18 protein-coding genes and 2 tRNA genes are annotated in these 20717 nt (G+C 68.1%); 13 read left to right on the plus strand and 7 right to left on the minus strand.

Annotated elements, in window-relative coordinates:
- Positions 1-17: 17 nt before the first annotated feature.
- The 5 genes from lptF to ACQZ13_RS18865 all read left to right on the plus strand — a co-directional run bounded on the left by lptF (position 18) and on the right by ACQZ13_RS18865 (position 5018).
- Positions 18-1217 (plus strand): LPS export ABC transporter permease LptF, encoded by a 1200-nt coding sequence (gene lptF, locus ACQZ13_RS18845; protein WP_431047054.1) that lies wholly within the window; start codon positions 18-20, stop codon positions 1215-1217.
- Positions 1214-2377 (plus strand): LPS export ABC transporter permease LptG, encoded by a 1164-nt coding sequence (gene lptG / locus ACQZ13_RS18850; protein ID WP_431047056.1) that lies wholly within the window; start codon positions 1214-1216, stop codon positions 2375-2377. Before lptF ends, lptG begins: the two co-directional genes overlap by 4 nt.
- 73 nt (positions 2378-2450) lie before the next feature.
- The gene (locus ACQZ13_RS18855) at positions 2451-2876 is read left to right on the plus strand and encodes a sirohydrochlorin chelatase (protein ID WP_088408214.1); all 426 of its coding nucleotides are present in this window, start codon (positions 2451-2453) and stop codon (positions 2874-2876) included.
- A 19-nt stretch (positions 2877-2895) separates the two neighbouring features.
- Positions 2896-3840: a CysB family HTH-type transcriptional regulator gene (locus ACQZ13_RS18860; protein WP_431047058.1), complete on the plus strand. Its 945-nt coding sequence runs from the start codon at positions 2896-2898 to the stop codon at positions 3838-3840.
- 8 nt (positions 3841-3848) lie between these two features.
- Positions 3849-5018 (plus strand): pyridoxal phosphate-dependent aminotransferase, encoded by a 1170-nt coding sequence (locus tag ACQZ13_RS18865; protein ID WP_431047060.1) that lies wholly within the window; start codon positions 3849-3851, stop codon positions 5016-5018.
- 234 nt (positions 5019-5252) lie between these two features.
- Here ACQZ13_RS18865 and ACQZ13_RS18870 read toward each other — a convergent pair whose 3' ends face one another.
- On the minus strand, positions 5253-7337 hold the full coding sequence (locus ACQZ13_RS18870) for a hypothetical protein (RefSeq protein ID WP_431047062.1): 2085 nt from the start codon (positions 7335-7337) through the stop codon (positions 5253-5255).
- A gap of 303 nt (positions 7338-7640) precedes the next feature.
- Between ACQZ13_RS18870 and ACQZ13_RS18875 the strand changes: the two genes are divergently transcribed.
- The 3 genes from ACQZ13_RS18875 (at position 7641) to ACQZ13_RS18885 (ending at position 9682) form a co-directional block, all read left to right on the plus strand.
- Positions 7641-8345 (plus strand): Crp/Fnr family transcriptional regulator, encoded by a 705-nt coding sequence (locus ACQZ13_RS18875; protein ID WP_297524157.1) that lies wholly within the window; start codon positions 7641-7643, stop codon positions 8343-8345.
- 127 nt (positions 8346-8472) lie between these two features.
- Entirely contained in the window at positions 8473-9513 is a 1041-nt protein-coding gene (locus ACQZ13_RS18880; RefSeq protein ID WP_431053286.1) for a phosphotransferase, read from the plus strand.
- 92 nt (positions 9514-9605) lie between these two features.
- Positions 9606-9682, plus strand: a tRNA-Pro gene (locus tag ACQZ13_RS18885).
- An 80-nt stretch (positions 9683-9762) separates the two neighbouring features.
- On the opposite strand, the gene ACQZ13_RS18890 is transcribed toward ACQZ13_RS18885, so the two are convergent.
- The gene (locus ACQZ13_RS18890) at positions 9763-10692 is read right to left on the minus strand and encodes a LysR family transcriptional regulator (protein WP_431047064.1); all 930 of its coding nucleotides are present in this window, start codon (positions 10690-10692) and stop codon (positions 9763-9765) included.
- 141 nt (positions 10693-10833) lie between these two features.
- Between ACQZ13_RS18890 and ACQZ13_RS18895 the strand changes: the two genes are divergently transcribed.
- On the plus strand, positions 10834-11937 hold the full coding sequence (locus ACQZ13_RS18895; RefSeq protein WP_431047066.1) for an NADH:flavin oxidoreductase/NADH oxidase: 1104 nt from the start codon (positions 10834-10836) through the stop codon (positions 11935-11937).
- Positions 11938-11971: 34 nt separating this feature from the next.
- Here ACQZ13_RS18895 and ACQZ13_RS18900 read toward each other — a convergent pair whose 3' ends face one another.
- Positions 11972-13429: a putative bifunctional diguanylate cyclase/phosphodiesterase gene (locus ACQZ13_RS18900; RefSeq protein ID WP_431047068.1), complete on the minus strand. Its 1458-nt coding sequence runs from the start codon at positions 13427-13429 to the stop codon at positions 11972-11974.
- A gap of 393 nt (positions 13430-13822) precedes the next feature.
- Between ACQZ13_RS18900 and ACQZ13_RS18905 the strand changes: the two genes are divergently transcribed.
- The 3 genes from ACQZ13_RS18905 to ACQZ13_RS18915 all read left to right on the plus strand — a co-directional run bounded on the left by ACQZ13_RS18905 (position 13823) and on the right by ACQZ13_RS18915 (position 16761).
- Positions 13823-15808, plus strand: a complete 1986-nt coding sequence (locus ACQZ13_RS18905) for an OPT family oligopeptide transporter (protein ID WP_431047070.1) — start codon at positions 13823-13825, stop codon at positions 15806-15808.
- A 170-nt stretch (positions 15809-15978) separates the two neighbouring features.
- Positions 15979-16055, plus strand: a tRNA-Arg gene (locus ACQZ13_RS18910).
- Between the two features lie 145 nt (positions 16056-16200).
- On the plus strand, positions 16201-16761 hold the full coding sequence (locus ACQZ13_RS18915) for a phospholipase D family protein (RefSeq protein WP_431047072.1): 561 nt from the start codon (positions 16201-16203) through the stop codon (positions 16759-16761).
- 45 nt (positions 16762-16806) lie between these two features.
- Here ACQZ13_RS18915 and ACQZ13_RS18920 read toward each other — a convergent pair whose 3' ends face one another.
- Positions 16807-17619, minus strand: coding sequence for a platelet-activating factor acetylhydrolase IB subunit (locus tag ACQZ13_RS18920; protein ID WP_431047074.1), 813 nt, complete (start codon positions 17617-17619; stop codon positions 16807-16809).
- A 65-nt stretch (positions 17620-17684) separates the two neighbouring features.
- Here ACQZ13_RS18920 and ACQZ13_RS18925 point away from each other — a divergent pair, with 65 nt between their 5' ends.
- Positions 17685-17987 (plus strand): hypothetical protein, encoded by a 303-nt coding sequence (locus tag ACQZ13_RS18925; RefSeq protein ID WP_431047076.1) that lies wholly within the window; start codon positions 17685-17687, stop codon positions 17985-17987.
- Between the two features lie 31 nt (positions 17988-18018).
- On the opposite strand, the gene ACQZ13_RS18930 is transcribed toward ACQZ13_RS18925, so the two are convergent.
- Genes ACQZ13_RS18930 through msuE form a run of 3 tightly spaced genes read right to left on the minus strand, consistent with a single transcriptional unit; the run spans position 18019 to position 20716 of the window.
- Positions 18019-19044, minus strand: a complete 1026-nt coding sequence (locus ACQZ13_RS18930) for a methionine synthase (RefSeq protein ID WP_431047078.1) — start codon at positions 19042-19044, stop codon at positions 18019-18021.
- A gap of 49 nt (positions 19045-19093) precedes the next feature.
- On the minus strand, positions 19094-20089 hold the full coding sequence (locus tag ACQZ13_RS18935; RefSeq protein WP_431047082.1) for a DUF1852 domain-containing protein: 996 nt from the start codon (positions 20087-20089) through the stop codon (positions 19094-19096).
- A gap of 45 nt (positions 20090-20134) precedes the next feature.
- The gene (gene msuE / locus ACQZ13_RS18940; protein WP_088408236.1) at positions 20135-20716 is read right to left on the minus strand and encodes an FMN reductase; all 582 of its coding nucleotides are present in this window, start codon (positions 20714-20716) and stop codon (positions 20135-20137) included.
- Position 20717 lies beyond the last annotated feature (1 nt).

Genomic DNA, 20717 nt, shown 5'->3' on the forward strand with positions numbered 1-20717 from the left:
GTAGATAAAGTGCCCGGATGTTATTCGATTCAACCGTACGCAAGGAACTGGCCCGCAGTTTCGGATTGGCCTTCGTGGTCATCCTGACCATCGTCGTGACGATGCTGCTGGTGCGCTCGCTCGGCATGGCGGCCAAGGGGACGGTGGCCCCGCAGCACGTGCTGCTGTCGCTGGGCTACCTGACGCTCACGCAGCTGCCGCTGATGCTGGGCCTGTCGCTCTTCGTGGCCGTCGTCATGTCGCTGGGGCGCATGTACAAGGAATCGGAGATGACCGTCTGGTTCGCCAGCGGTCTGGGACTGACGCGATTCGCACGGCCGGTGCTGACCATGGCCTCGCCGGTGCTGGTCGTGGTGCTGGTGCTGCTGACCATCGTCTCGCCGTGGAGCAACGACAGCAGCGCCCAGCTCCGTGCGCAGTTCGAGCAGCGCAGCGACCTCTCCCGCGTCGCGCCCGGCCAGTTCCAGACGTCCAGCGACGGCACGCGGGTGTTCTTCATCGAACGCGATCCCGCCGACGAGGCCGCGGCGCGCAACGTCTTCATCATGAACAACACCGAGCACCTGGAGTCGGTGACGACCTCGGCGCGCGGCGCGCTGCAGTACAAGGACAACCAGCGCGTGCTGGTGCTGGATCACGGCCAGCGCAACGACGTCGACCAGCGCAACGGCGACAAGTCGGTGGCGCGCTTCCAGCAGTACCAGGTCGTGGTGGATGAGGAGGTCATGCGCGTCGGCGGCACGCTGCCGCCCAAGGCCAGACCGACGATGGACCTGCTGCTCGAGCGCACGCCGCAGGGCGACGGCGAACTGGCCTTTCGCTTCGGCATGGCGCTGGCCTGCGTCAACCTGGTGCTGCTGGGCATCGGCATCTCCGCGACCAACCCGCGTCGCGCCAGCAACTGGAACCTGCTCTTCGCCCTGCTGGCCTTCATCGTCTACTACAACCTGACGACCCTGAGCCAGACCTGGGTGGTCGGCAACAAGGTCAAGCTGGGCCCGGCCCTGTTCGCGCTGCACGGGGGCGCCTTCCTCGTGGCGCTGCTGCTGATGCTGTGGCGGGAACAGGGGGCGCGCGTGGGCGCTCCGCGCAGCGGCGTGCTGCCGGCCCCGCCCGAGAACCCGGGCTACGCGGAGACGGTCTTCGTCGCACCGCCGGCCGGCATGGTGATCGCGCCCGCGTCGATGTCGTCTTCCACGCCGGGAGTGCCCACATGAGAACCGTCCGGCGGCTGCTGTACCGCGACATCCTGAGCTCCTTCGCCCTGGTCATGACCGGGTTCCTGGCGCTGTTCTTCTTCCTGGACTTCATCGACGACCTGGACCGCTTCCAGCGCCTGGGCCTGGGCATCGGGCTGGCGGTCTGGTCCAGCATGCTGAAGCTGCCGGGCCGCTTCTACGAGCTGATGCCCATCGCGGTCCTGATCGGCACCATCTTCAGCATGGCGCGGCTGGCGCAGTCCAGCGAGTTCACCATCCTGCGCACCGGCGGCCTCGGCCCGCAGCGCGCGCTGGGTCTGCTGAGCGTGATGGCACTGGCCTTCGCCGTGCTGGCCTTCGTCGTGGGCGACTTCGTCAATCCCTGGGCGGACCGCCAGGCGCAGCTGCTCAAGTCCAGCGCCAACGGCGGCGTCACGAACGCCCAGGGCGCCTGGTTGAAGGACCGCGTCGGCGACTTCAGCTACGCGGTCCACGTCGGCCGGGCGCGCGCCAACGGAACGATGGAGGACGTGCTCGTCTACGAGTTCGACAGCAAGGGCGCGATGGCCACGCGGCTGACCGCCAAGAATGCGACCGTCGATCCGACCGGTCGCTGGCTGATGAACGACGTGCAGCTGATGCAGTGGTCGCGCGCGCCGTCGCCGCTGAACCAGCCCGCGCTGTCGGCGCCGCAGCATGCGGACCCGGCGGCGCCGCAGGACAAGCTCTCGGAAAACCCGGCGGTGCGCGAGATCCTGCTGCCCAAGTACGAGTGGCAGAGCCAGCTGCCCTCGGGCGTGGTGGCGGCGGCGGTGCAGCCGACCTGGAACATGTCCACGCTGGAGCTCTACCGCTACACGCGCCACCTGTCCTCGCAGGAGCAGTCCTCGGCGCAGCCCGAGATCCAGTTCTGGCGCAAGGCCTTCTATCCGTTCGCCTGCATGGTGATGGTGGCGCTGGCGCTGCCCTTCGCCTACCTGCACTTCCGCTCGGGCGGCATCAGCGTGAAGGTCTTCGGCGGCATCATGCTGGGCATCAGCTTCGTGGTGCTGAACGCGATCACGGGTCACCTCGGCCTGCTGCGCGACTGGACGCCGTGGCTGGTGGCTTCGGCGCCCAGCCTGCTCTACCTGGGCATCTCGATGGGCGCGTTCTACTGGCTGGTGCGGTATCGATGAGCGGCGGGAACGCCGCCTGCCCGGCCGACCACCGGCCCGTGTCACCGACGTTTCGCCCGAGGGAGGACTGCTGATGGACGGTCTGCTGCTCTTCGCCCACGGGGCCCGCGATCCGGCCTGGGCCGGGCCGTTCCAGGCCATTGCCGCGGAACTCCAGACGCGACGTCCGGACCTGCCCATCGCCCTCGCCTACCTGGAACTGATGACGCCCGACCTGGCCACCGCCGCCGGCGCGCTGGTCGCGGTGGGCTGCACGCGCATCCAGATCGTGCCGATGTTCCTCGGCGCCAGCGGCCATGTGCGCCGCGACGTGCCGCCGCTGGTGGAATCGCTGCGCGCGACGCACCCGGGCGTGCTGCTCGTCCTGCACGACGCCATCGGCGAACAGCCGTCGGTGATCCGTGCCATGGCCGGCGCGACGCTGGACCTGATCACGTCCGTCACGCTCCCCGCCGATCCCCTCGACCCCGCCACGCCGACCGTGCTTCCCGAGTCTTGAACCCTGCGATGAACCTGCCATGAATCTGCACCAGTTCCGCTTCGTCCAAGAGGCCGCGCGCCGCAACCTCAACCTGACCGAGACGGCCAAGGCCCTGTACACCTCGCAGCCGGGCGTCTCCAAGGCGATCCTGGAGCTCGAGGAAGAGCTCGGCGTCGACATCTTCTCGCGCCACGGCAAGCGCCTGCGCAGCATCACCGAGCCCGGCCGGCAGGTGCTCAAGTCCATCGAGATCATCATGCGCGAGGTCGGCAACCTCAAGCGCATCGGCGAGGAGTACTCCAAGCAGGACGTCGGCACGCTCTCGATCGCGACCACGCACACGCAGGCGAGGTACGTGCTGCCCGGCCCGGTCACGCAGCTGCGCAAGCAGTTCCCCCAGGTCAACATCGGCCTGCACCAGGGCAGCCCGGACCAGGTCGCGAAGATGCTGATCGACGAGACGGCGGACGTCGGCCTGGCCACTGAATCGCTGTCGCAGTTCGAAGAGCTCGTCACCCTGCCCGCCTACGAATGGCAGCACGTGCTGGTGATGCGCGCCGAGCATGCGCTGGCGCAGCTCGAACGCATCGACCTCGAACACCTGGCCGCGCAGCCGCTGGTCTCCTACCACCCCAGCTTCACCGGCCGCACCCGCATCGATCGCGCCTTCGCGCAACGCCAGCTCAAGCCCAACATCGTGCTGGAGGCCATCGACTCCGACGTCATCAAGACCTACGTGCGGCTGGGCCTGGGCGTGGGCATCGTCGCCGAGATGGCGGTCCGCGAAGACCCGCCCGGCGGCGAACTCGTCTCGCGGCCGCTCGGCCACCTGCTCGGCCAGAACGTCGCCCGCATCGCCTTCAAGCGCGGCGCCTACCTGCGCAACTACGTCTACAGCTTCGCCGAACTGCTGTCCGACCGCCTCAACCGCACGCTGCTCCAGCGCGCCATGAGCGGCGAGGCCAGCGACTACGATTTGTGATCCCCACCATGCGCGTCCACACTCCTCTTCCCGCGAGCCGCCTGCCCCAACTGGGCGTGACGGTGTTCAGCGTCATGTCCGCACTGGCGCAGCAGCACCAGGCGGTCAACCTCGGCCAGGGCTTCCCGGACTTCGAAGGCGATCCGGCGTTGCTGGACGCCGTCGACGCCGCGATGCGCGCCGGCCACAACCAGTACCCGCCGATGCCCGGCGTGCCCGCGCTGCGCCAGGCGATCGCCGCCAAGATCGAGACGCTCTACGGACACTCGTACAACCCCGACACCGAAATCACCGTCACGGCCGGCGCAACGCAGGCGATCCTGACGGCGCTGCTCGCCATCGTGCATCCGGGCGACGAAGTCGTCGTCCTGGAGCCCGCCTACGACAGCTACGCGCCCAACATCGCACTGGCCGGCGGCGTCATGGTGCCGGTGCCGCTGGACCCGGCGAGCTTCCGTCCCGACTTCGACCGCATCCGCGCCGCGCTCACGCCGCGCACCCGCGCGATCATGATCAACAGCCCGCACAACCCCAGCGGCGCGGTGTGGAGCGCGGACGAGCTGCGCCAGCTCGCCGAACTGCTGGACGGCACCGAGGTGCTGGTGATCAGCGACGAGGTCTACGAGCACATGGTCTACGACGGCCAGACGCATCAGAGCGTCTCGCGCCTGCCGGAGCTGGCCGCGCGCAGCTTCGTCGTCTCGAGTTTCGGCAAGACCTACCACGTGACCGGCTGGAAGGTGGGTTACGTGACGGCGCCGGCGCCGCTGATGGCGGAGTTCCGCAAGGTCCACCAGTACAACGTGTTCACGGTGAACTCCGCGATGCAGCACGGCCTCGCGGCCTACATGCGCGATCCTGCGCCCTACCTGGGCCTGAGCGACTTCTACCAGCGCAAGCGCGACCGTTTCCGCGCGGGACTGGCTGGCACGGCTTTCGTGCTGCGTCCCTGCCCGGGCAGCTACTTCCAGTGTGTCGACTACAGCGCGCTGCCTGCGGCGCAGGCGGCGATGGGCGACATGGCGATCAGCCAGTGGCTGACGCGCGAGATCGGTGTCGCGGCGATTCCGTTGTCGGCGTTCTACACGGGCGGCAGCGACGCCAAGGTCATCCGCTTCTGCTTTGCGAAGAAGGATGAGACGCTGGATCTGGCGCTTGAGCGACTGAAGAAGATCTGAAGCGCGAAGCCGCGCTTGGCGCCTGCGGCGCGGCCGGTGGTGTGCCGCGGCCGCTGGCCCTCACCCCTGCCCTCTCCCGCAAGCGGGAGAGGGAGAGGGAGCAAGAGGGGAGCCATGCGATGAGCTCGGTGCATTCTCACTCCCTCTCCCGCTTGCGGGAGAGGGCGGGGGTGAGGGCCAGCGGTGGAGGCAGTGCCAAAGCCTGCATCCACCCGCGTGAGCGGCCATGACGGTTCACCGCCCCTTGGGCTCCCGCGGCGTATCGTCCTCGACCAGCGAGAGGTCCAGGTCCACCGACTGCGTGAGCGGTGTCCTCGACGGCGCTGGCGTCGTCTGCCAGACCATGGTGGCCATCTGATCCGCTGGCGCGGTGGCATCGAGCGGCAGCACCACGTCGATCGAGTTTCCGTCGACCTCATGCTCGGCGCGGTCGCGCGCCACTGCGTACAGCAGCAGCAGGTCGCGGTAGGCCGGCAGTCCCAGGTCGCCGGAGTATTCCTGGTGGTTGGACAGCAGGTCCTGGAGCAGGCTCATGCTGCCTTCGGGATCGGACCAGGCGGCTTCGAGCCGCTCGATCAGTTCCTGGTGGGTTTCCAGTGCGTCGCCCTCGTTCAGGTCGTCGCTCCACGACGGCGCCCGGGCCCGGAACTGCTCGGTGAAGCGCGCACTGATGCGATCGAAGGCGTCCCGATCGCCGCGGCGCTGGTAGAGCTCCATCAGCTTCAGGAACGGCAGGCCGCTGGCCGCGTCGCGGTGATTCAGGCGCGAGGACAGCAGCTCGATCGCCGCATCGTCCTGGCCCAGCACCATGAAGAAGTCGACCTGCTGTTCGAGGTCGATGAGTTCCTCGACCGTGACGGTCACCCCGCCGCCGCCCAGGTCGGCCGTGAGCGGCGCGGGGCGCGTGTCGCCGCGCTCGAACTGCAGGCTCAGCGGTTCCAGCGCGTCGAGCGCCGCCAGGGCGTCGAGCGCGTCGTCCGCGGCCGTGGTCGGCGCCCGCGTCGGCGGCCGTGACGGCGCGACGGGCCTCGCGGACATCGAGGACATCGAGGACGCCGGCGGCGTCGGCGACATCAACGGCGCGGGCCGCGTCGGTTCCTCGTTGAGGCTCAGCGGCATCGGGATCGTCGACGGCGCCATCGACGCCACGGGGCCGTCGCTCGACAGATGGGACATCAGCGGCGTCGGCGAACTGTGCGGATCCGTCGGCGTGAACGGCGACGGTCCGGTCGGCACCGGCGGCAGCACCGTCTCGGCGCCCGGCTCGTCGTGACGGGAGTCGCCCAGCCAGTGCTGGCCGGCCTCGCGCTTCTGCACGCGGTTGCTGCGCCACAGCAGCAGGCTGCTCGCCGCCAGCGCCAGGCTCAGCAGGCTCAGGCCCAGCAGCCAGGCCGACGAACCGCTGCGACCGTTCGCGGCCTGCGCGCGCGCCGCTTCCAGCTCCTGGCGCAGGGTCGTCATCGCGGCCAGCGTGCGCTTCTGTTCGGCCTGCATCTCGGCGAGCTGCTTCTGCATCGCCATCATCTGCTGGCGGGCGTCCTCGGCGGCGCTCGCCGCACTGGCGGCGGCCTCGGCCGCCAGCAGCGCCGGCGCCGGCGGCTGCAACGCCTCCACGGGCTCCAGCGAAAGACGCGGCGTCCCGGGTTGCGCGGCACGTGCTTCGCGCGTCGCGTCGCGGCTCTGGTTCCGGCGCGATTCCCGCGTCGAGGTGGAGCGCCCGGCGCCGTCGGTGCCGGGACTTGCCTCGGCCGCGCGGCGCGCCGGGCGACGCGGGCGTTCAGCGCTGCCCCCGGCGGTGCCAGGTGTCGCCGCAGCGGCGATCCCCAGTTCATTGCCATTCCCGGTGCGCGGCGTCGCCGAACGCGGCGCCGCCTCTGGCGTACGCACCGGTTGACCTTCCTGCTGCGCCTGCAGCGCGGGCGACACGGCAGCCGCGGGTGGCAGACCGGGATCGCCGACCACCTCGCCGTTGCTCCCCGGCGGGTCGATGAAGGCGGTGTACTGGCGCGTCAGTCGTGCCGGACAACCGATGCTCAACTGCACCGAGACGATGGGCTCGTCGATGCGCTGCGCACTCTTCAGCCGCACGCCGGTGACGCGAGAGCCGTCGCCCTCGATCTGCCAGTGCAAGCCCGACGTGGCCAGCGGGTTCTCGCCCGCGCTGACTTCCGCGCGCACGCACTCGGGCGTCACGGTCTCGCCGGGATTGAGCTGGACGGGGAACAGCAGGTTCAGCGGCTGACCCAATGACGAGGCCGCCTGGGGGCGGCCGACACCGAGGCTCCACGCCGGCGTCGACATCAAGAGGATGGCAAGCACGAGAACGCTGTGGGGCGGCGGTGCGCCGCGCGGGTCGTGAAGATCTCGATCCATTCCCGCTGTTGTTGCTGTTGGTGTGCGTTTCACTCTAGCACGGTGGTTACAGGGACAAACCCGGAAAAGCGCCCTTCCTTGCCCCCGGATGCCCATCGCCCACGCATCATGCGCGCAACGGTGCGGCGCCTGCGGGCACCTCGCGGGTCCCCCACAATAAGGCGGAAAGACGCCCGCAAGAAGGCGCGACCCGCGCGATCCATCCCCACAATTCAGGAGACGGCTGGCCTGTCACGCCAGCGACAAAGCATGAACAGCTCGGTTCTTACAATTTCGGAACGCAACAACATCGAGACGGGCCCGTGGTTTTCCAAGCTGTCACTGCCGCTGCGCAGCGACATTCTGGCGCGCGCCACCGTGAGACGTCTGTCCGACGGCGCACTGATGTCGGTGCGCGGCGAACCGGCCGAGGAATGGATCGGCGTGGCCAAGGGCGCGGTGCGGGTGAGTTCGGTCTCCCTCTCGGGCAAGCAGGTCACGTTGACCTATGTCGAACCGGGCATCTGGTTCGGCGACATCGCCCTCTTCGACGGCCTGCCGCGCACGCACGATGCCAGCGCCCATGGCGAGACCACGCTGCTGGTGATCCGCAAGCCCGACTTCCGCGATCTGCTGCAGCGTCACACCGAACTCTACGAAGCGCTGCTGCGCCTGAACTGCCGGCGGCTGCGGCTGATGTTCGACCAGGTCGAGGACCTCAACACCCGGCCCCTGGCCTCGCGGCTGGCCAAGCAGATCCTGCTGCTGGCGCGCAGCTACGGCGTGTCGCAGGGCGAGGAGGTCCGCATCGGCCTGCAGCTGGCACAGGAAGACCTGGCGCAGTTGCTGGGCGCGTCGCGCCAGCGCGTGAACCAGGAGCTCAAGGGCTTCGAGCGCGAAGGCGCGGTGCGCGTCGAGCCGACCCGGCTGGTGGTGCTGAGCAAGGAAAAGCTGCTGGCCATCGCCAACCGCTGAGCGTCCCGGGAGCGTCCCCGCCTGTCGAAGGCGAAGGACTCCGGGGGCGCGTCGATCACGAATCACGACAACTCCAGGAGACCTTGTGGACGACGCTTTCACCGGCACCCGCGCCCCTTCGCAGCAGATGGACGCCGAGGCGCTTGCCGCCTGGCTGGCGCGCGAGATCGACGGCTTCGCCGGCCCGCTGACCATCGAGCAGTTCAAGGGCGGCCAGTCCAATCCCACCTACAAGCTGATCACGCCGGGCGCGACCTACGTGATGCGCGCCAAGCCGGCGCCGGTGGCCAAGCTGCTGCCGTCGGCGCACGCGATCGAGCGCGAGTTCACCGTGATGCGCGCCCTCGCCGGCACCGACGTGCCGGTGCCGCGCATGCTGGCGCTGTGCGAGGACGAATCCATCGTCGGCCGCGCGTTCTACGTCATGGAGTTCATGCAGGGTCGGGTCTTGTGGGACCAGACGCTGCCCGGCGCCTCCAACGCGGAACGCACGGCGATCTACGAGGAGATGAACCGCGTCATCGCCGCGCTGCACCGGGTGGATTTCCGCGCGCTGGGGCTGGAAGGCTACGGCAAGCCGGGCAACTACTTCGAGCGCCAGATCGGCCGCTGGAGCAAGCAGTACCAGGCGACGATCACCGGCCCGAACGAGGCGATGGACCGCCTGATCGAGTGGCTGCCGGCGCACATCCCCGATTCGGCGCGCGACGAGCGCGAGGTGTCCATCGTGCACGGCGACTACCGGCTGGACAACCTCGTCTTCCACCCGACGGAGCCGCGCGTGCTGGCGGTGCTGGACTGGGAACTGTCGACGCTGGGGCATCCGCTGGCGGACTTCAGCTACCACTGCATGTCCTGGCACATCCGCAAGAGCGGCGCGGCGCGCGGCCTGGGCGGCGTGGACCTGGCGCCGCTGGGCATCCCGAGCGAGCTCGACTACGTGCGCCGCTACTGCGAGCGCACCGGCCGCGGCGACGCGGCGACGGTGATGAAGGACTGGAACTTCTACCTCGCCTACAACCTGTTCCGCATCTGCGCGATCCTGCAGGGCATCGCCAAACGCGTCGAGGACGGCACCGCGTCCAGCCAGCAGGCCCGCGAGGCCGGCGCAGGTGCGAAGCCGATGGCGGAGCTGGGTTGGCAGTTCGCGCAGAAGCTCTCAGGCTGAGTGCGCGGCCCCCTCCAAAGCGGGAGCGCAGAAGAACCTTCTTCGTTCTTCCGAGGGAGGCTGAATTTCCAGGCTAGAATGCAAGGCTCAGTCGGGGCGTAGCGCAGCCTGGTAGCGCATCTGCTTTGGGAGCAGAGGGTCGCGAGTTCGAATCCCGCCGCCCCGACCAACCAACACGAAAGCCGCAAGGAGTCCTGCTCCTGGCGGCTTTTCCTTTTGGCGTCCTTGTTCGGCGCCCCGCTCGCTGCCCTACTTCGCCGAAGCGCGCTTCGGTGCGGCCGACTTCGGCGTCGCCAGCTTGGGCGCCATCGCGCCCACGGTCTTGCGCAGGTGTTCCACCACGTGCTGCGCGCGCGCCGACAGCGGCCATTCCGCGCGATGGATCATCCACAGCGTGTCCACCACCGGCGAGCCGCAGTCGAGCACCCGGATCTCGTCCTGACGGGGGAACGCGCGACGCGCATGCTGCGTCAGGACCGTGAATCCGAGCCCACGCGCCACCGGCTCCAGCAGCAGGCCGATCTGGTTGCTGAAGCCGCGCACCGGCAGGTCGCGCACGCCCGGCGAGCCGGGGAAGTGCCGGCTCAGCAGCCGGTTCGCCATCGCCTGTCCGTCGGGATGGTCGATGAAGCCGATGCGACGCAGGTCGTCCCAGGTCGCGCATGTCTCCGCCGCGGGCAGCACGAGCTCCAGAGGCTCCTCCAGGAAGGCGCAGCTCGCGAGCCTCGCGTCGTCCGGCCGCAGCGTCACCAGGCCCAGTTCATAGCGGTTGTCGAGCACCGCCTGCAGCACGTCGGGATCGGGCGCGAAGCGATGCCGCACCACCAGCCCGGGACGCTGCGCCTGCAGGTCCAGCAGATGCGGGTAGACGAACAGCCCGATCCCGCCCGGCGTGATCATGCCGACCTCGCCCTGGCAGGCGTCCTCGTCGGCCAGCCGGCCGCGCAGGCGCTGGTCGGCCTCGTCCAGCTCGCGCCAGTAGTCCAGCGTCGCGAGGCCCGCCGGGGTCAGTTCGATGGCACGGGGACGGCGGATCAGCAGCGGCCCCAGCGAGGCCTCCAGATGCCGCACATGCTGGCTGACCGCCGCCTGCGTCAGGTCCAGCGCCTCGGCAGCGCGCGTGAAGCTGCCCAGGCGCGCCAGGGTGGCGAAGCTCCGCAGCCATTGGGGATTCAACATAAGCAAGTCTTATCGCGGCAATAAGGCCGCATCGCTTTTCATTATGGATCGCAGTTCCTAGACTGCCGCCTCCGCAGGTCTTTCCTGCCTCCCTTGCTCCCGCTCCTCCGCGTCCCCCTCCTCTTCACTCCCAAGGTTTCCATGTCCAGCTTGTTCTCTCCGTTCACCCTCAAGGACGTCGTGCTGCGCAACCGCATCGCCGTGCCGCCGATGTGCCAGTACAGCGCCACCGACGGCCTGGTCAACGACTGGCACCTGACGCACTACGCCGGCTTGGCGCGCGGCGGCGCGGGGCTGGTGATCGTCGAGGCCACCGGCGTTGCGCCTGACGGCCGCATCACGCCGGCCTGCCTGGGCCTGTGGAACGACGAACAGGCCGCGGGCCTGGCCCGCATCGCCGCCGCGATCGCCTCCTTCGGCGCCGTCCCCGGCATCCAGATCGGCCACGCGGGTCGCAAGGCCAGCGCCCACAAGCCCTGGGAAGGCGACGACCACATCGCCGTCGGCGACCCGCGCGGCTGGGCCACGCTGTCGCCGTCCGCCGTGCCCTTCGGCAAGGGCCTGCCGCAGGTCCCCAAGGCCATGGACAAGGACGACATCGCCCGCGTGCAGGCCGACTTCGTCGCCGCCGCGCAGCGCGCCCGCGACGCCGGCTTCCGCTGGCTGGAGCTGCACTTCGCGCACGGCTACCTGGCGCAGAGCTTCTTCTCCGTCCACGCCAACCAGCGCGACGACGAGTTCGGCGGCAGCGCCGAGAACCGCGGCCGTTTCCTGCTGGAGACGCTGCGCGCCGTGCGCAAGGTCTGGCCCGAGCACCTGCCGCTGACCGCGCGTTTCGGCGTCATCGAGTACGACGGCCGCGACGAGCAGACGCTGGCCGAAGCCATCGGCCTGACGCGGGCGATGAAGGAGGAAGGGCTGGACCTGCTGAACGTCAGCGTCGGCTTCTCGACGCCGGACGCGCAGGTGCCGTGGGGTCCCGCGTTCCTCGGCCCGATCGCGCAGCGCGTGCGCCGCGAGACGGGCCTGCCGGTCGCGTCGGCGTGGGGCTTCCACACGCCGCAGCTGGCCGAGCGCGCCGTGGCCGACGGCCATCTGGATCTGGTCATGATCGGCCGCGCGCTGCTGGCCAATCCGCACTGGCCGTACCAGGCCGCGCAGGAGCTGAAGAAGGACAAGCCGACCTGGGTGCTGCCCGCGCCGTACGCGCACTGGCTGGAGCGTTATCAGCCCCAGCAGGGCTGAGGGCCTGCGAGACCGGCTCGCGCGCGGCGCAGGCTCAGTGCCGCGCCGCGTCCAGCGGCACGGCCGCCGTCTCCACGAAGATCGACGGCCGGAAGCCTTCGGCGTAGCCGCTCGACGTCCTGCCCGAGTCCGACGCCAGCGCCTCGATCGCGCGGGCCGACATCGGCTTCGCGAAGAGGTAGCCCTGCAGCTCGTCGCAGCCCATCTCGACGAGCTGGTCGCGTTGCGCCGGCGTCTCCACGCCCTCCGCGACCACCTTCAGCTGCAGCACACGCGCCATCTCGATGATGGCGCGCACGATGGCCTGCGCCTCGACGCTGGTCGCCACGTCGGCGACGAAGCTGCTGTCGATCTTGAGTTCCTGCGCCGGCAGCTGACGCAGCGAGGCCAGGCTCGAATAGCCGGTGCCGAAGTCGTCGATGGACACGTGCACGCCCAGCGCGCCCAGCCGCTTGAACGCGCGCCCGGTCACGGTGGCGTGCTCCATCGCCACGGACTCGGTGATCTCGACGGTGAAGCGCTCCGGCCGCAGACGGTGCTTCTTCAGGCCCTTCTCCAGCCGGACGATGAACTCGTCCGACCGCATCTGATAGCCCGACACGTTGATCGCCACGCGCATGCGCAGGCCCATCTCGCGCCAGCGCGCGGCCTGGGCGAGCGCCGTATCGGCGACCCAGTCGCCGATCGCGTCGATCACGCCGTAGCGCTCCGCGATCGGGATGAAGCGCGTGGGGCTCACCATGCCCAGCGTCGGATGCCGCCAGCGCAGCAGCGCCTCGACCGCGGTGACCTGCATGGTCGCCGCGTTCATCTTGGGCTGGTAGACCAGCTCCAGTTCCCTGTTCTTGATCGACTCGCGCAGCTCGCGCGCCAACGTCAGTTCCTCGCGCAGCTCTTCTTCCTGGACTGCATCGAAGAACGCGTGGCCGTTGCCGCCCAGGCGCTTCACCGAGCGCATCGCCGTCTGCGCGCGCCGGATCAGCCGGATCGAACTGCCGTGCTCGGGCGCCATCGCCACGCCCACCGACAGCCCCACGCGCAGCGGCGTCGCGCCGATCACCACGGGCTGGCTCAGACCGTCCAGCACCTGACGCACCAGCGCGTCGGCCTGCGACGGCGGCAGCTCGCTCCACAGGGCGAATTCATCCCCCGCGAGCCGGCCCACCAACGCCTTCTTGCCGCCGATCTGGCGCAAGCGCTCCGCGGTGCGGACCAGCAGGTGATCGCCGAATTCCTTGCCGTGCTCGTCGTTGACCAGGCGGAAGCCGTCCAGGCCGATGTACAGGAGGCTGCCCTGCCCGTTGCGGCGCTGGAGCGCCTCCAGCACCACGGCGAATTCGTCCTCGAAGCGGCGCGACAGCAGCAGGCTGGTGAGGCGGTCACGCTGGCGCCGACGGCCGAAGCGACCGAGAACGCTGAAGCGTCCCTGGGCCGCCATGAGCAGGGCCAGAGTCAGCGCGACGCCCAGCAGGACGCCCAGGAGAACCCACATCAGCGTCAACAAGAGCTCCGGAAGCAGGGCAGGAAGTTCGCATGCTAGGCGCTGAACGGTGTTTCGTGCGCCCATAGCACCGGAATGCGGGGGCAGGTCTCACCAGCAGTTACTTGAGGCTGTGAAGAACTCGGCGCGGGCCGGGCGCTGGGCGTCAAAACTGTCCGTGTGGCGAGGCGAGCGCGCGACACCCCACCCTTAGGGGCGATAGGCAAGTGCCGGCAAGCGCCCGATAGGTGGAAACCCCATGCGCACAGCCATGTCAGCACGATGTCAGGCAGAGACAATGCGCGCTGTTTTTTTGTTTCAAAACGGCGCCTTTTCCTGTTCTCCTGGTCACGAGCCGGGAGCCGGCGCGGCAACGGGAACGAACCCGGAAAGATCGAGCACAGCATGGCGCTACAGCATTTGACCGACGAGCAGGTGCAGACCTGGTCGCGCGCGCAGAAGGACGAGTGGTGGTTCAAGAACGTCTTTCGCGGCGACATGGCGCAGCTCTCGCTGCGCTCCGGCTTCACCGGCTTCATGCTGGGCGGCATCCTGGCGGCGACCTCGCTGTACATCGGCGGCAAGACCGGCATCAGCGTCGGCGTGGGGCTGACCTCGGTGATCCTGGCCTTCGCGATGTTCCGCATCTTCGCGACGCTGGGCTGGGCGTCGGACTACACGATCCTGGAGAACAACTGCACCCAGTCGATCGCGACGGCGGCAGGCTACGTGGTGTCGCCGCTGTTCTCGTCGCTGGCGGCCTACATGCTGGTGGTGGACCGCATCGTGCCGTGGTGGCAGATGATCATCTGGATGGTCGTGATCGCGGTGCTGGGCGTGCTGGTGGCCTTCCCGATGAAGCGGCGCTTCATCAACGAGGACCAGCTCCCCTTCCCTGAAGGCCGCGCCTGCGGCGTGGTGCTGGACTCGCTGTACACCGGCGAAGGCGGCGAAGGCATCTACAAGGCCAAGCTGCTGGCCAAGGTGGCCGGCGCGGCCGCGCTGTACCAGGCGATCGTGAGCGACGGCTGGATGAAGCTGCTGCAGTTCAAGATCCTGCGCATGGACCAGTGGGCCGGCATGACCGAGCCCTGGACCTTCCACGAGCGGCTGGACCAGTACTACTACGGCCTGGCGGCCAAGGCCGAGATCTGGATCCCCAAGATCCTGGGCACCGACATCCGCGCGCTGGGCCTGCGCCTGACGCTGGACGCGGCGATGCTGGGCGTGGGCGGCCTGATGGGCATCGCGGTGGCGACGAGCTGCCTGCTGGGCGCCTTCGTCAACTTCGTGGTGCTGGCGCCGATCATGATCCAGGCCGGCGACATCGTGCAGCGCGTGGGCCCGACGGGCGCGCTGATCCCGATCTCGCGCGTGGAGATCGTCAACCAGTGGTCGATGTGGTGGGGCGTGGCGATGATGGTCGCGGGCTCGCTGACGACGCTGCTGGCCAAGCCCGACCTGTTCCTGGCGGTGTTCAAGGTCTTCAAGAAGAAGCCCGCGGGCAAGAGCGAGGGCAGCGACCTGCTCAACCACATCGAGGTGCCGCTGTGGATCTCGTACGTGGGCGTGCCGGTCTTCGGCGTGCTGGCGGCGTGGACCTCGCACGCGTTCTTCGGCGTGCCCTTCCTGATGGCGCTGATCTCGCTGCCGCTGATCTTCGTGCTGACGGTGATCTGCACGAACTCGATGGCGCTGACCTCGTGGACGCCCACCGGCGCGCTGTCCAAGATCACGCAGTTCACGATGGGCGCGATCGACCGGTCCAACCCGGCGTCCAACCTGGTGCCGGCGGGGATGACCGCGGAGATCGCGTCGAATGCGGCCAACCTGCTGAGCGACATCAAGCCGGGCTACATGCTGGGCGGCAAGCCGCGTCATCAAGCCATCGGCCACATCATCGGCGTGATCGCGGGCGTGCTGTTCTGCGTGCCGCTGTTCTTCCTGCTGTTCGTGCCGAAGAACGCCGAAGGCGTGCGCAGCACGGCGACCATCATCTCGGACCAGTTCTCGATGCCTGCCGCGGTGCAATGGCGCGGCGTGGCGGAGATCATCGCCAACGGGCTGCACAGCCTGCCGGCGTCGGCGCTGATCACGATGGCGATCGCGGCGGTGTGCGCGGTGGTGATCGAGGTGATCAAGATGGCGACCAAGGGCAAGTTCCCGCTGTCGTCGGTGGCGATCGGCCTGGGCGTGGTGCTGCCGCCGGAGTCGACCTTCGCGATGTGGGTGGGCGCCATGATGTTCTTCGTCATGGGCAAGCTCTACAAGACGCCGGGCACCAAGGGCTGGAAGCGCTGGGTGGACGGCTGCGAGCCGATCTGCGCGGGCCTGATCTCGGGTGCGGCGCTCATGGGCATCGGCAACGCGATCGTCAACGTGCTGATCTGAGTTTGAGCTTATCGACAGTCGATCGGACAAGGATCGACTTCGAACCGTTCCACGGCCGCCGTTGACGGCGGATCGCGTGGCACAATTCGGGCCCTTCGGAGGCGTGGGAACGCCTTCCAAGGGCCCGACGTCGTTTCCGGACGCCGGGCAGTCAACTGACTGATTTCAGTCTGCCCGTAGCTCAACTGGATAGAGCAGCTGCCTTCTAAGCAGCAGGTCGGGGGTTCGAGTCCCTCCGGGCAGGCCAAGCTTGCAAGACGAGTTCGCTAGGCGTGTCCGCGAGACACGGTTCAGCTGCTGCCCACCTGACAGGTCTTCCATTGCCTCGTCGCCGGACGACATGCTGCAATCAGCGCGGCGATATCGCCTTCCGAAGCAACGGAGAAGCTCCCTTGACACCGATTCGACGCCTCGCGCTCGCAGCCTTGCTGAGCGTTTCCTTTGCCGCTCATGCTGAACCCGAGATCCAGGTCGGCTTCTCGCCCGAGGGCTCGGCGCGGCAGCTCGTGCTGGAGACCATCGGCAGCGCGAAGGAGCGTATCCAGATCCTGGCCTATGCCTTCCAGGCGCCGGACATCATGCAGGCACTGGTCGACGCCAAGCAGCGCGGCGTTCAGGTGCAGGTGGTCGTGGACAAGAAGCGCAACCAGAACAAGCCGAGCAAGAAGGCGATGGACTTCGTGACGAGCAAGGGCGTGGAGCTGCGCACCAACGACCATTTCCACATCCACCACGACAAGACCATCATCGTGGACGGACACACGGTGGAGACAGGCTCATTCAACTTCGCGCCGTCGGCGGAGACGCTCAACTCGGAGAACGTCGTCGTGATCCGCAACGCGCCGGAGATCGTGCGCCAGTACGTCGCGCACTGGCAGTCGCGTTGGGACCTCGGGCAGCCGTACGTTTCCAAGACGTTCCCCGACAAGGCCGCCGCCGCGCCCGTGCCTTGAGCCTTGGCGCCGGAGGCGCGCCTCTTCGGCAACGGAAGCGCGCGATCAGCGCGACGCTTCGAGAAGGCGGTCCAAGGTCGGCTGCATGGCCTGCGCCCATCGTCGATAGCCCAGCTCGCTGAGATGCAGTTGATCCGGCATCACCTCCGGGGACAGCGAGCCATCTGCGTTCGCCAGCGACGCACCAACGTCGAGGAAGTAGACGCTCCGGTCATCCGCGAACGCACGAATCCGCGCGTTGACTTGCGTGTTGATCGCGCGGAGCGCGTCGTCCGACTTGGCGCCGCGCGGGAAGATCGCCAACAGCAGGATCTTGGTTGTGGGCAGGCGCGTGCGGATCTCGTCGATCACGCGTCGCACGCCGGCCGCGGTGACGGCGGGATCGTGATGGCGATCGCCCGTGTTGTTGGTGCCGATCATCAGCACGGCCACCTTGGGCGCGATGCCGTCGATCTCGCCCTGCTGCAGGCGCCACAGCACGTGCTCGGTGCGGTCGGCGCTGAAGCCCAGATTGAGCGCGTCGTAGCGGGCGAAGCGCTCAGCCCACACGGCCTGTCCGGCGGCTTCCCAACCTTGGGTGATCGAGTCGCCGATGAACACGAGCTGCGGCGTCTTGCCTGCCGCTCTCATCGTGCGGACCTCGGCGAGCTTGGCCTCGTGACGCGGTCGCCACCAGGGCTGCGTCCAGGCCGCTGTCTGCGCCGCCGGAATCTCTGCTTCGGATCGCGCCGCGACAGCCGCCGGCGCAGCGTCCGCAACAGGGCCATCCCGGCTGGCACAAGCGGTCATCGCCACTGCGCCGATGGCGACGGAGATCAACAGACGCCACGACTCGATGCGAAACTGGGTGCGGTTCATGGGGCGCCAGCTTAGCGCGCGCGTTCGTGATCGCCCGCCCCCTACACAAGCTTCCAGGAACGCTCGTGGCACTCGATGACCTGACCTCGCCTCAATGCGCGCTCGCCGAATTCATGTCCGAGCTGTCGGAGCGCGCCTACTTCGCAGGCTGGATGACGGACATCGAGGTCGAGCTCTGGCGAGCCCTGCATTCGCCGGCGCATCGCGGGGCGCCTCTGCACCTGTCGCCGGACGACGTTCAAAAGCTCGACACCTTGAGCCGACAGTGCGGCGGCTGGATCTTCTTCGACGACGACCTCGAAGAGACGTTCGCGCCGATGGACGAATGGATCGCGAGCCATCCTGTTCCACCGGTCACGGCCCACTAGCGCCTCACGCCAGGCGCCGATCGGGCTGGCGTCACGCCTTGGCGAGCCGCTCCTTCGCCAGCTTCGTTCCCTCCGCCAGCGCCTCCAGCTTGCCCCACGCCACGTCGCGCGCCATCGGCGCGAGGCCGCAGTTCGTGCACGGGAACAGGCGCTCCTTCGGCACGAACTGCAGCGCGCGACCGATGGTGTCGGCCACCTCCTCCGCGGTCTCGACCACGTCGCTCGCCACGTCGATCACGCCGACCATCACGTCCTTGCCGGCCAGCAGCTTCATCAGATCGGGCGGCACGTGCGAGTGGATGCATTCCAGGCTCACCTGGTCGATGCGGCTGCGGGCCAGTGCGGGGAACACCGTCTCGTACTGGCGCCATTCATCGCCCAACGTGCTCTTCCAGTCGGTGTTGGCCTTGATGCCGTAGCCGTAGCAGATGTGCACGGCCGTCGTGCAGGTCAGCCCCTGCGCCGCGCGCTCCAGCGCCTGCACGCCCCAATCGGCCGCGTCCTTCATGTAGACGTTGAAGGCGGGCTCGTCGAACTGGATGATGTCCACGCCGTCCGCCTGCAGGGCCAGGGCCTCCTGGTTGAGCAGCTCGGCAAAGGCGAACGCGAGCTTCACCTTGTCGCCGTAGAAGCGGTCCGCCACGGTGTCGACGATGGTCATCGGGCCGGGCAGCGTGAACTTCAGCTTCTTCTTCGTATGCGCACGCGCCAGCTGCGCTTCGAAGGCGTGCACGCGCCCCTTCAGGCGCAAGGCCGACACCACCTGCGGCACCATCGCGTCGTAGCGGTTGTCGCGGATGCCCATCTTCACCTTGTTCTCGAAGTCGATGCCTTCGACCTGCTCGAGGAAGCCGTGCACGAAATGCTGTCGCGACTGCTCGCCGTCGCACACGATGTCCAGGCCCGCGTCTTCCTGGGCCTTGATCCACAGCAGGGTCGCGTCGGCCTTGGCCTGACGCAGCGCGTCGCCTTCAGCCCGCCATTGCGGCCAGAGCTTGTTGGTTTCTGCCAGCCAGGCGGGCTTGGGCAGACTGCCGGCGATCGAGGTCTCAAACATCAGGAAATTCCTTTCAGGCAAAGCGGGGTGTGGCGAGTGCTCTCGCGATTCATTCGACGGGTTGGAGCTCGACGTTGGTCGCCCATTTTTCGAGGAGGTGCCGGTAGGGCTTGATGAACTGCTCCTCGGCAAACTTCCCCTGCTTGACGGCCAGTTGGCTGCGCTCCTCGCGGTCGTACACGATCTGCGTCAACGAGTAGTCCTGATGCTTCAGGCTCGGCTGGTAGAAGTGTCCCGCCGCGGAATTGGCGTTGTAGATCTCCGGGCGGTAGATCTTCTGGAAGGTCTCCATCGTGCTGATGGTGCCGATCAACTCCAGGCTCGTGTAGTCGCTCAGCAGGTCGCCGAAGAAGTAGAACGCCAACGGCGCAACGCCGTTCGGCGGCATGAAGAACCGGACCTTCATCCCCATCTTCGCGAAGTACTGGTCGGTCGACGACGGCTCGCTCTGCTGGTATTCGATGCCCAGCACGGGATGAACGTTCCCCGTCCGCCGATAGGTCTTGCTGGTCGAGGCGCTGATGCAGATCACCGGCGGCTTGTCGAAGCGCGCCTGGTAGGCATCGGAACTCGCGAACTGCTTGAACAGCTTGCCGTGCAGCTCGCCGAAGCCTTCCGGCGTTCCGAATTCCGGGCGGTCGGCGTTGTACGCCGGGAGCAGGACGCTGAAGTCGTAGTCGCGCACGTAGGAGGAGAAGTTGTTCCCCACGATGCCGGCGATGCGCTGATCGGTCTTTCTGTCGAGGATGCCGGGCTTGAGGATCTCGATCAGCGGGAACGCCTGGGCACCGCGCGCGGTCTCGATGTTCATCTCGACGGAGATGATCTCCAGTTCGACCGCGTAGCGATCCCCCGTCGGGTTGTCCCAGTGCGCGAGGTCATTGAAGCGGTTGTCGATCATCCGCAGCGTGTTGCGCAGGTTCTGCTGCCGACGTTCTCCGCGCGCCAGATTCGCGAAGTTGGTGGTGATGCGCGTGCCGTCCGCCGGCTGATAGTCCTCATCGAAGCGGATGCTCTTGAGGCTGAAGGTGAATGCGTCGTTCATGGCGATGGGGTGGGCTGATTTCTGGAAGAGACGTCGATCGCGGTGTCAGGCCACGGCCCGCTGCGCCGCCAGGGAGGGTCGGGTGTTGCGCGTCAGGTCGATCAGCGGCAGTGCCCGATGGACCGCCAATGCGGCCCGCTGAAGCAGCGCTTCGTCCCGCACGCGGTAGTCGACGAAGTCCTTGTCGGTCGCGTAGACGCCCAGCGGCAAGGTGCGCGCTTGGAAGAAGCTGAACAGCGGCCGCAGCTGGTGGTCGATGACCAGCGCATGGCGCTCGCTGCCGCCGGTGGCGGCCAGCAGGATCGGCTTGTCGATCAGGGCGTCTTGATCGATGAAGTCGAAGAAGTGCTTGAACAGCCCCGTGTAGGCACCGCGGAAGACCGGCGTGGCCACCACCAGGACGTCGGCCTGCTCGACCGCCACCAGCTCCCGCTCCACCGCAGCGGGCACCTGGGAGCGCCACACGGCGCCGGCGAACTGGGGGGCCAGCGGGCCCAGCTCGATCAGGCGCTGTTCGACGGGGATCGCTTCGGCGATCAGATCCAGCAGGTGCTCTGCCAGGGCAGCGGACTTGGAGGGGCGTTGCATCCCGCCGGAAACGGCGACTAGACGGAGAGGACGGGTCATA

It is taken from the genome of Roseateles sp. L2-2, assembly GCF_050613215.1.
In the GTDB taxonomy this organism is placed as follows: Bacteria; Pseudomonadota; Gammaproteobacteria; order Burkholderiales; family Burkholderiaceae_C; genus Roseateles; species Roseateles noduli.

Excerpts from the sequence above, each read along its gene's own strand:
- ACQZ13_RS18905 (WP_431047070.1), top strand. The coding sequence starts at position 13,823 with ATGGCGCTACAGCATTTGACCGACGAGCAGGTGCAGACCTGGTCGCGC.
- ACQZ13_RS18890 (WP_431047064.1), bottom strand. The coding sequence starts at position 10,692 with ATGTTGAATCCCCAATGGCTGCGGAGCTTCGCCACCCTGGCGCGCCTG.
- ACQZ13_RS18855 (WP_088408214.1), top strand. The coding sequence starts at position 2,451 with ATGGACGGTCTGCTGCTCTTCGCCCACGGGGCCCGCGATCCGGCCTGG.
- ACQZ13_RS18895 (WP_431047066.1), top strand. The coding sequence starts at position 10,834 with ATGTCCAGCTTGTTCTCTCCGTTCACCCTCAAGGACGTCGTGCTGCGC.
- ACQZ13_RS18900 (WP_431047068.1), bottom strand. The coding sequence starts at position 13,429 with ATGTGGGTTCTCCTGGGCGTCCTGCTGGGCGTCGCGCTGACTCTGGCC.
- ACQZ13_RS18865 (WP_431047060.1), top strand. The coding sequence starts at position 3,849 with ATGCGCGTCCACACTCCTCTTCCCGCGAGCCGCCTGCCCCAACTGGGC.
- ACQZ13_RS18880 (WP_431053286.1), top strand. The coding sequence starts at position 8,473 with ATGGACGCCGAGGCGCTTGCCGCCTGGCTGGCGCGCGAGATCGACGGC.
- ACQZ13_RS18875 (WP_297524157.1), top strand. The coding sequence starts at position 7,641 with ATGAACAGCTCGGTTCTTACAATTTCGGAACGCAACAACATCGAGACG.
- msuE (WP_088408236.1), bottom strand. The coding sequence starts at position 20,716 with ATGACCCGTCCTCTCCGTCTAGTCGCCGTTTCCGGCGGGATGCAACGC.
- ACQZ13_RS18920 (WP_431047074.1), bottom strand. The coding sequence starts at position 17,619 with ATGAACCGCACCCAGTTTCGCATCGAGTCGTGGCGTCTGTTGATCTCC.
- ACQZ13_RS18930 (WP_431047078.1), bottom strand. The coding sequence starts at position 19,044 with ATGTTTGAGACCTCGATCGCCGGCAGTCTGCCCAAGCCCGCCTGGCTG.
- lptG (WP_431047056.1), top strand. The coding sequence starts at position 1,214 with ATGAGAACCGTCCGGCGGCTGCTGTACCGCGACATCCTGAGCTCCTTC.
- ACQZ13_RS18935 (WP_431047082.1), bottom strand. The coding sequence starts at position 20,089 with ATGAACGACGCATTCACCTTCAGCCTCAAGAGCATCCGCTTCGATGAG.
- lptF (WP_431047054.1), top strand. The coding sequence starts at position 18 with ATGTTATTCGATTCAACCGTACGCAAGGAACTGGCCCGCAGTTTCGGA.
- ACQZ13_RS18860 (WP_431047058.1), top strand. The coding sequence starts at position 2,896 with ATGAATCTGCACCAGTTCCGCTTCGTCCAAGAGGCCGCGCGCCGCAAC.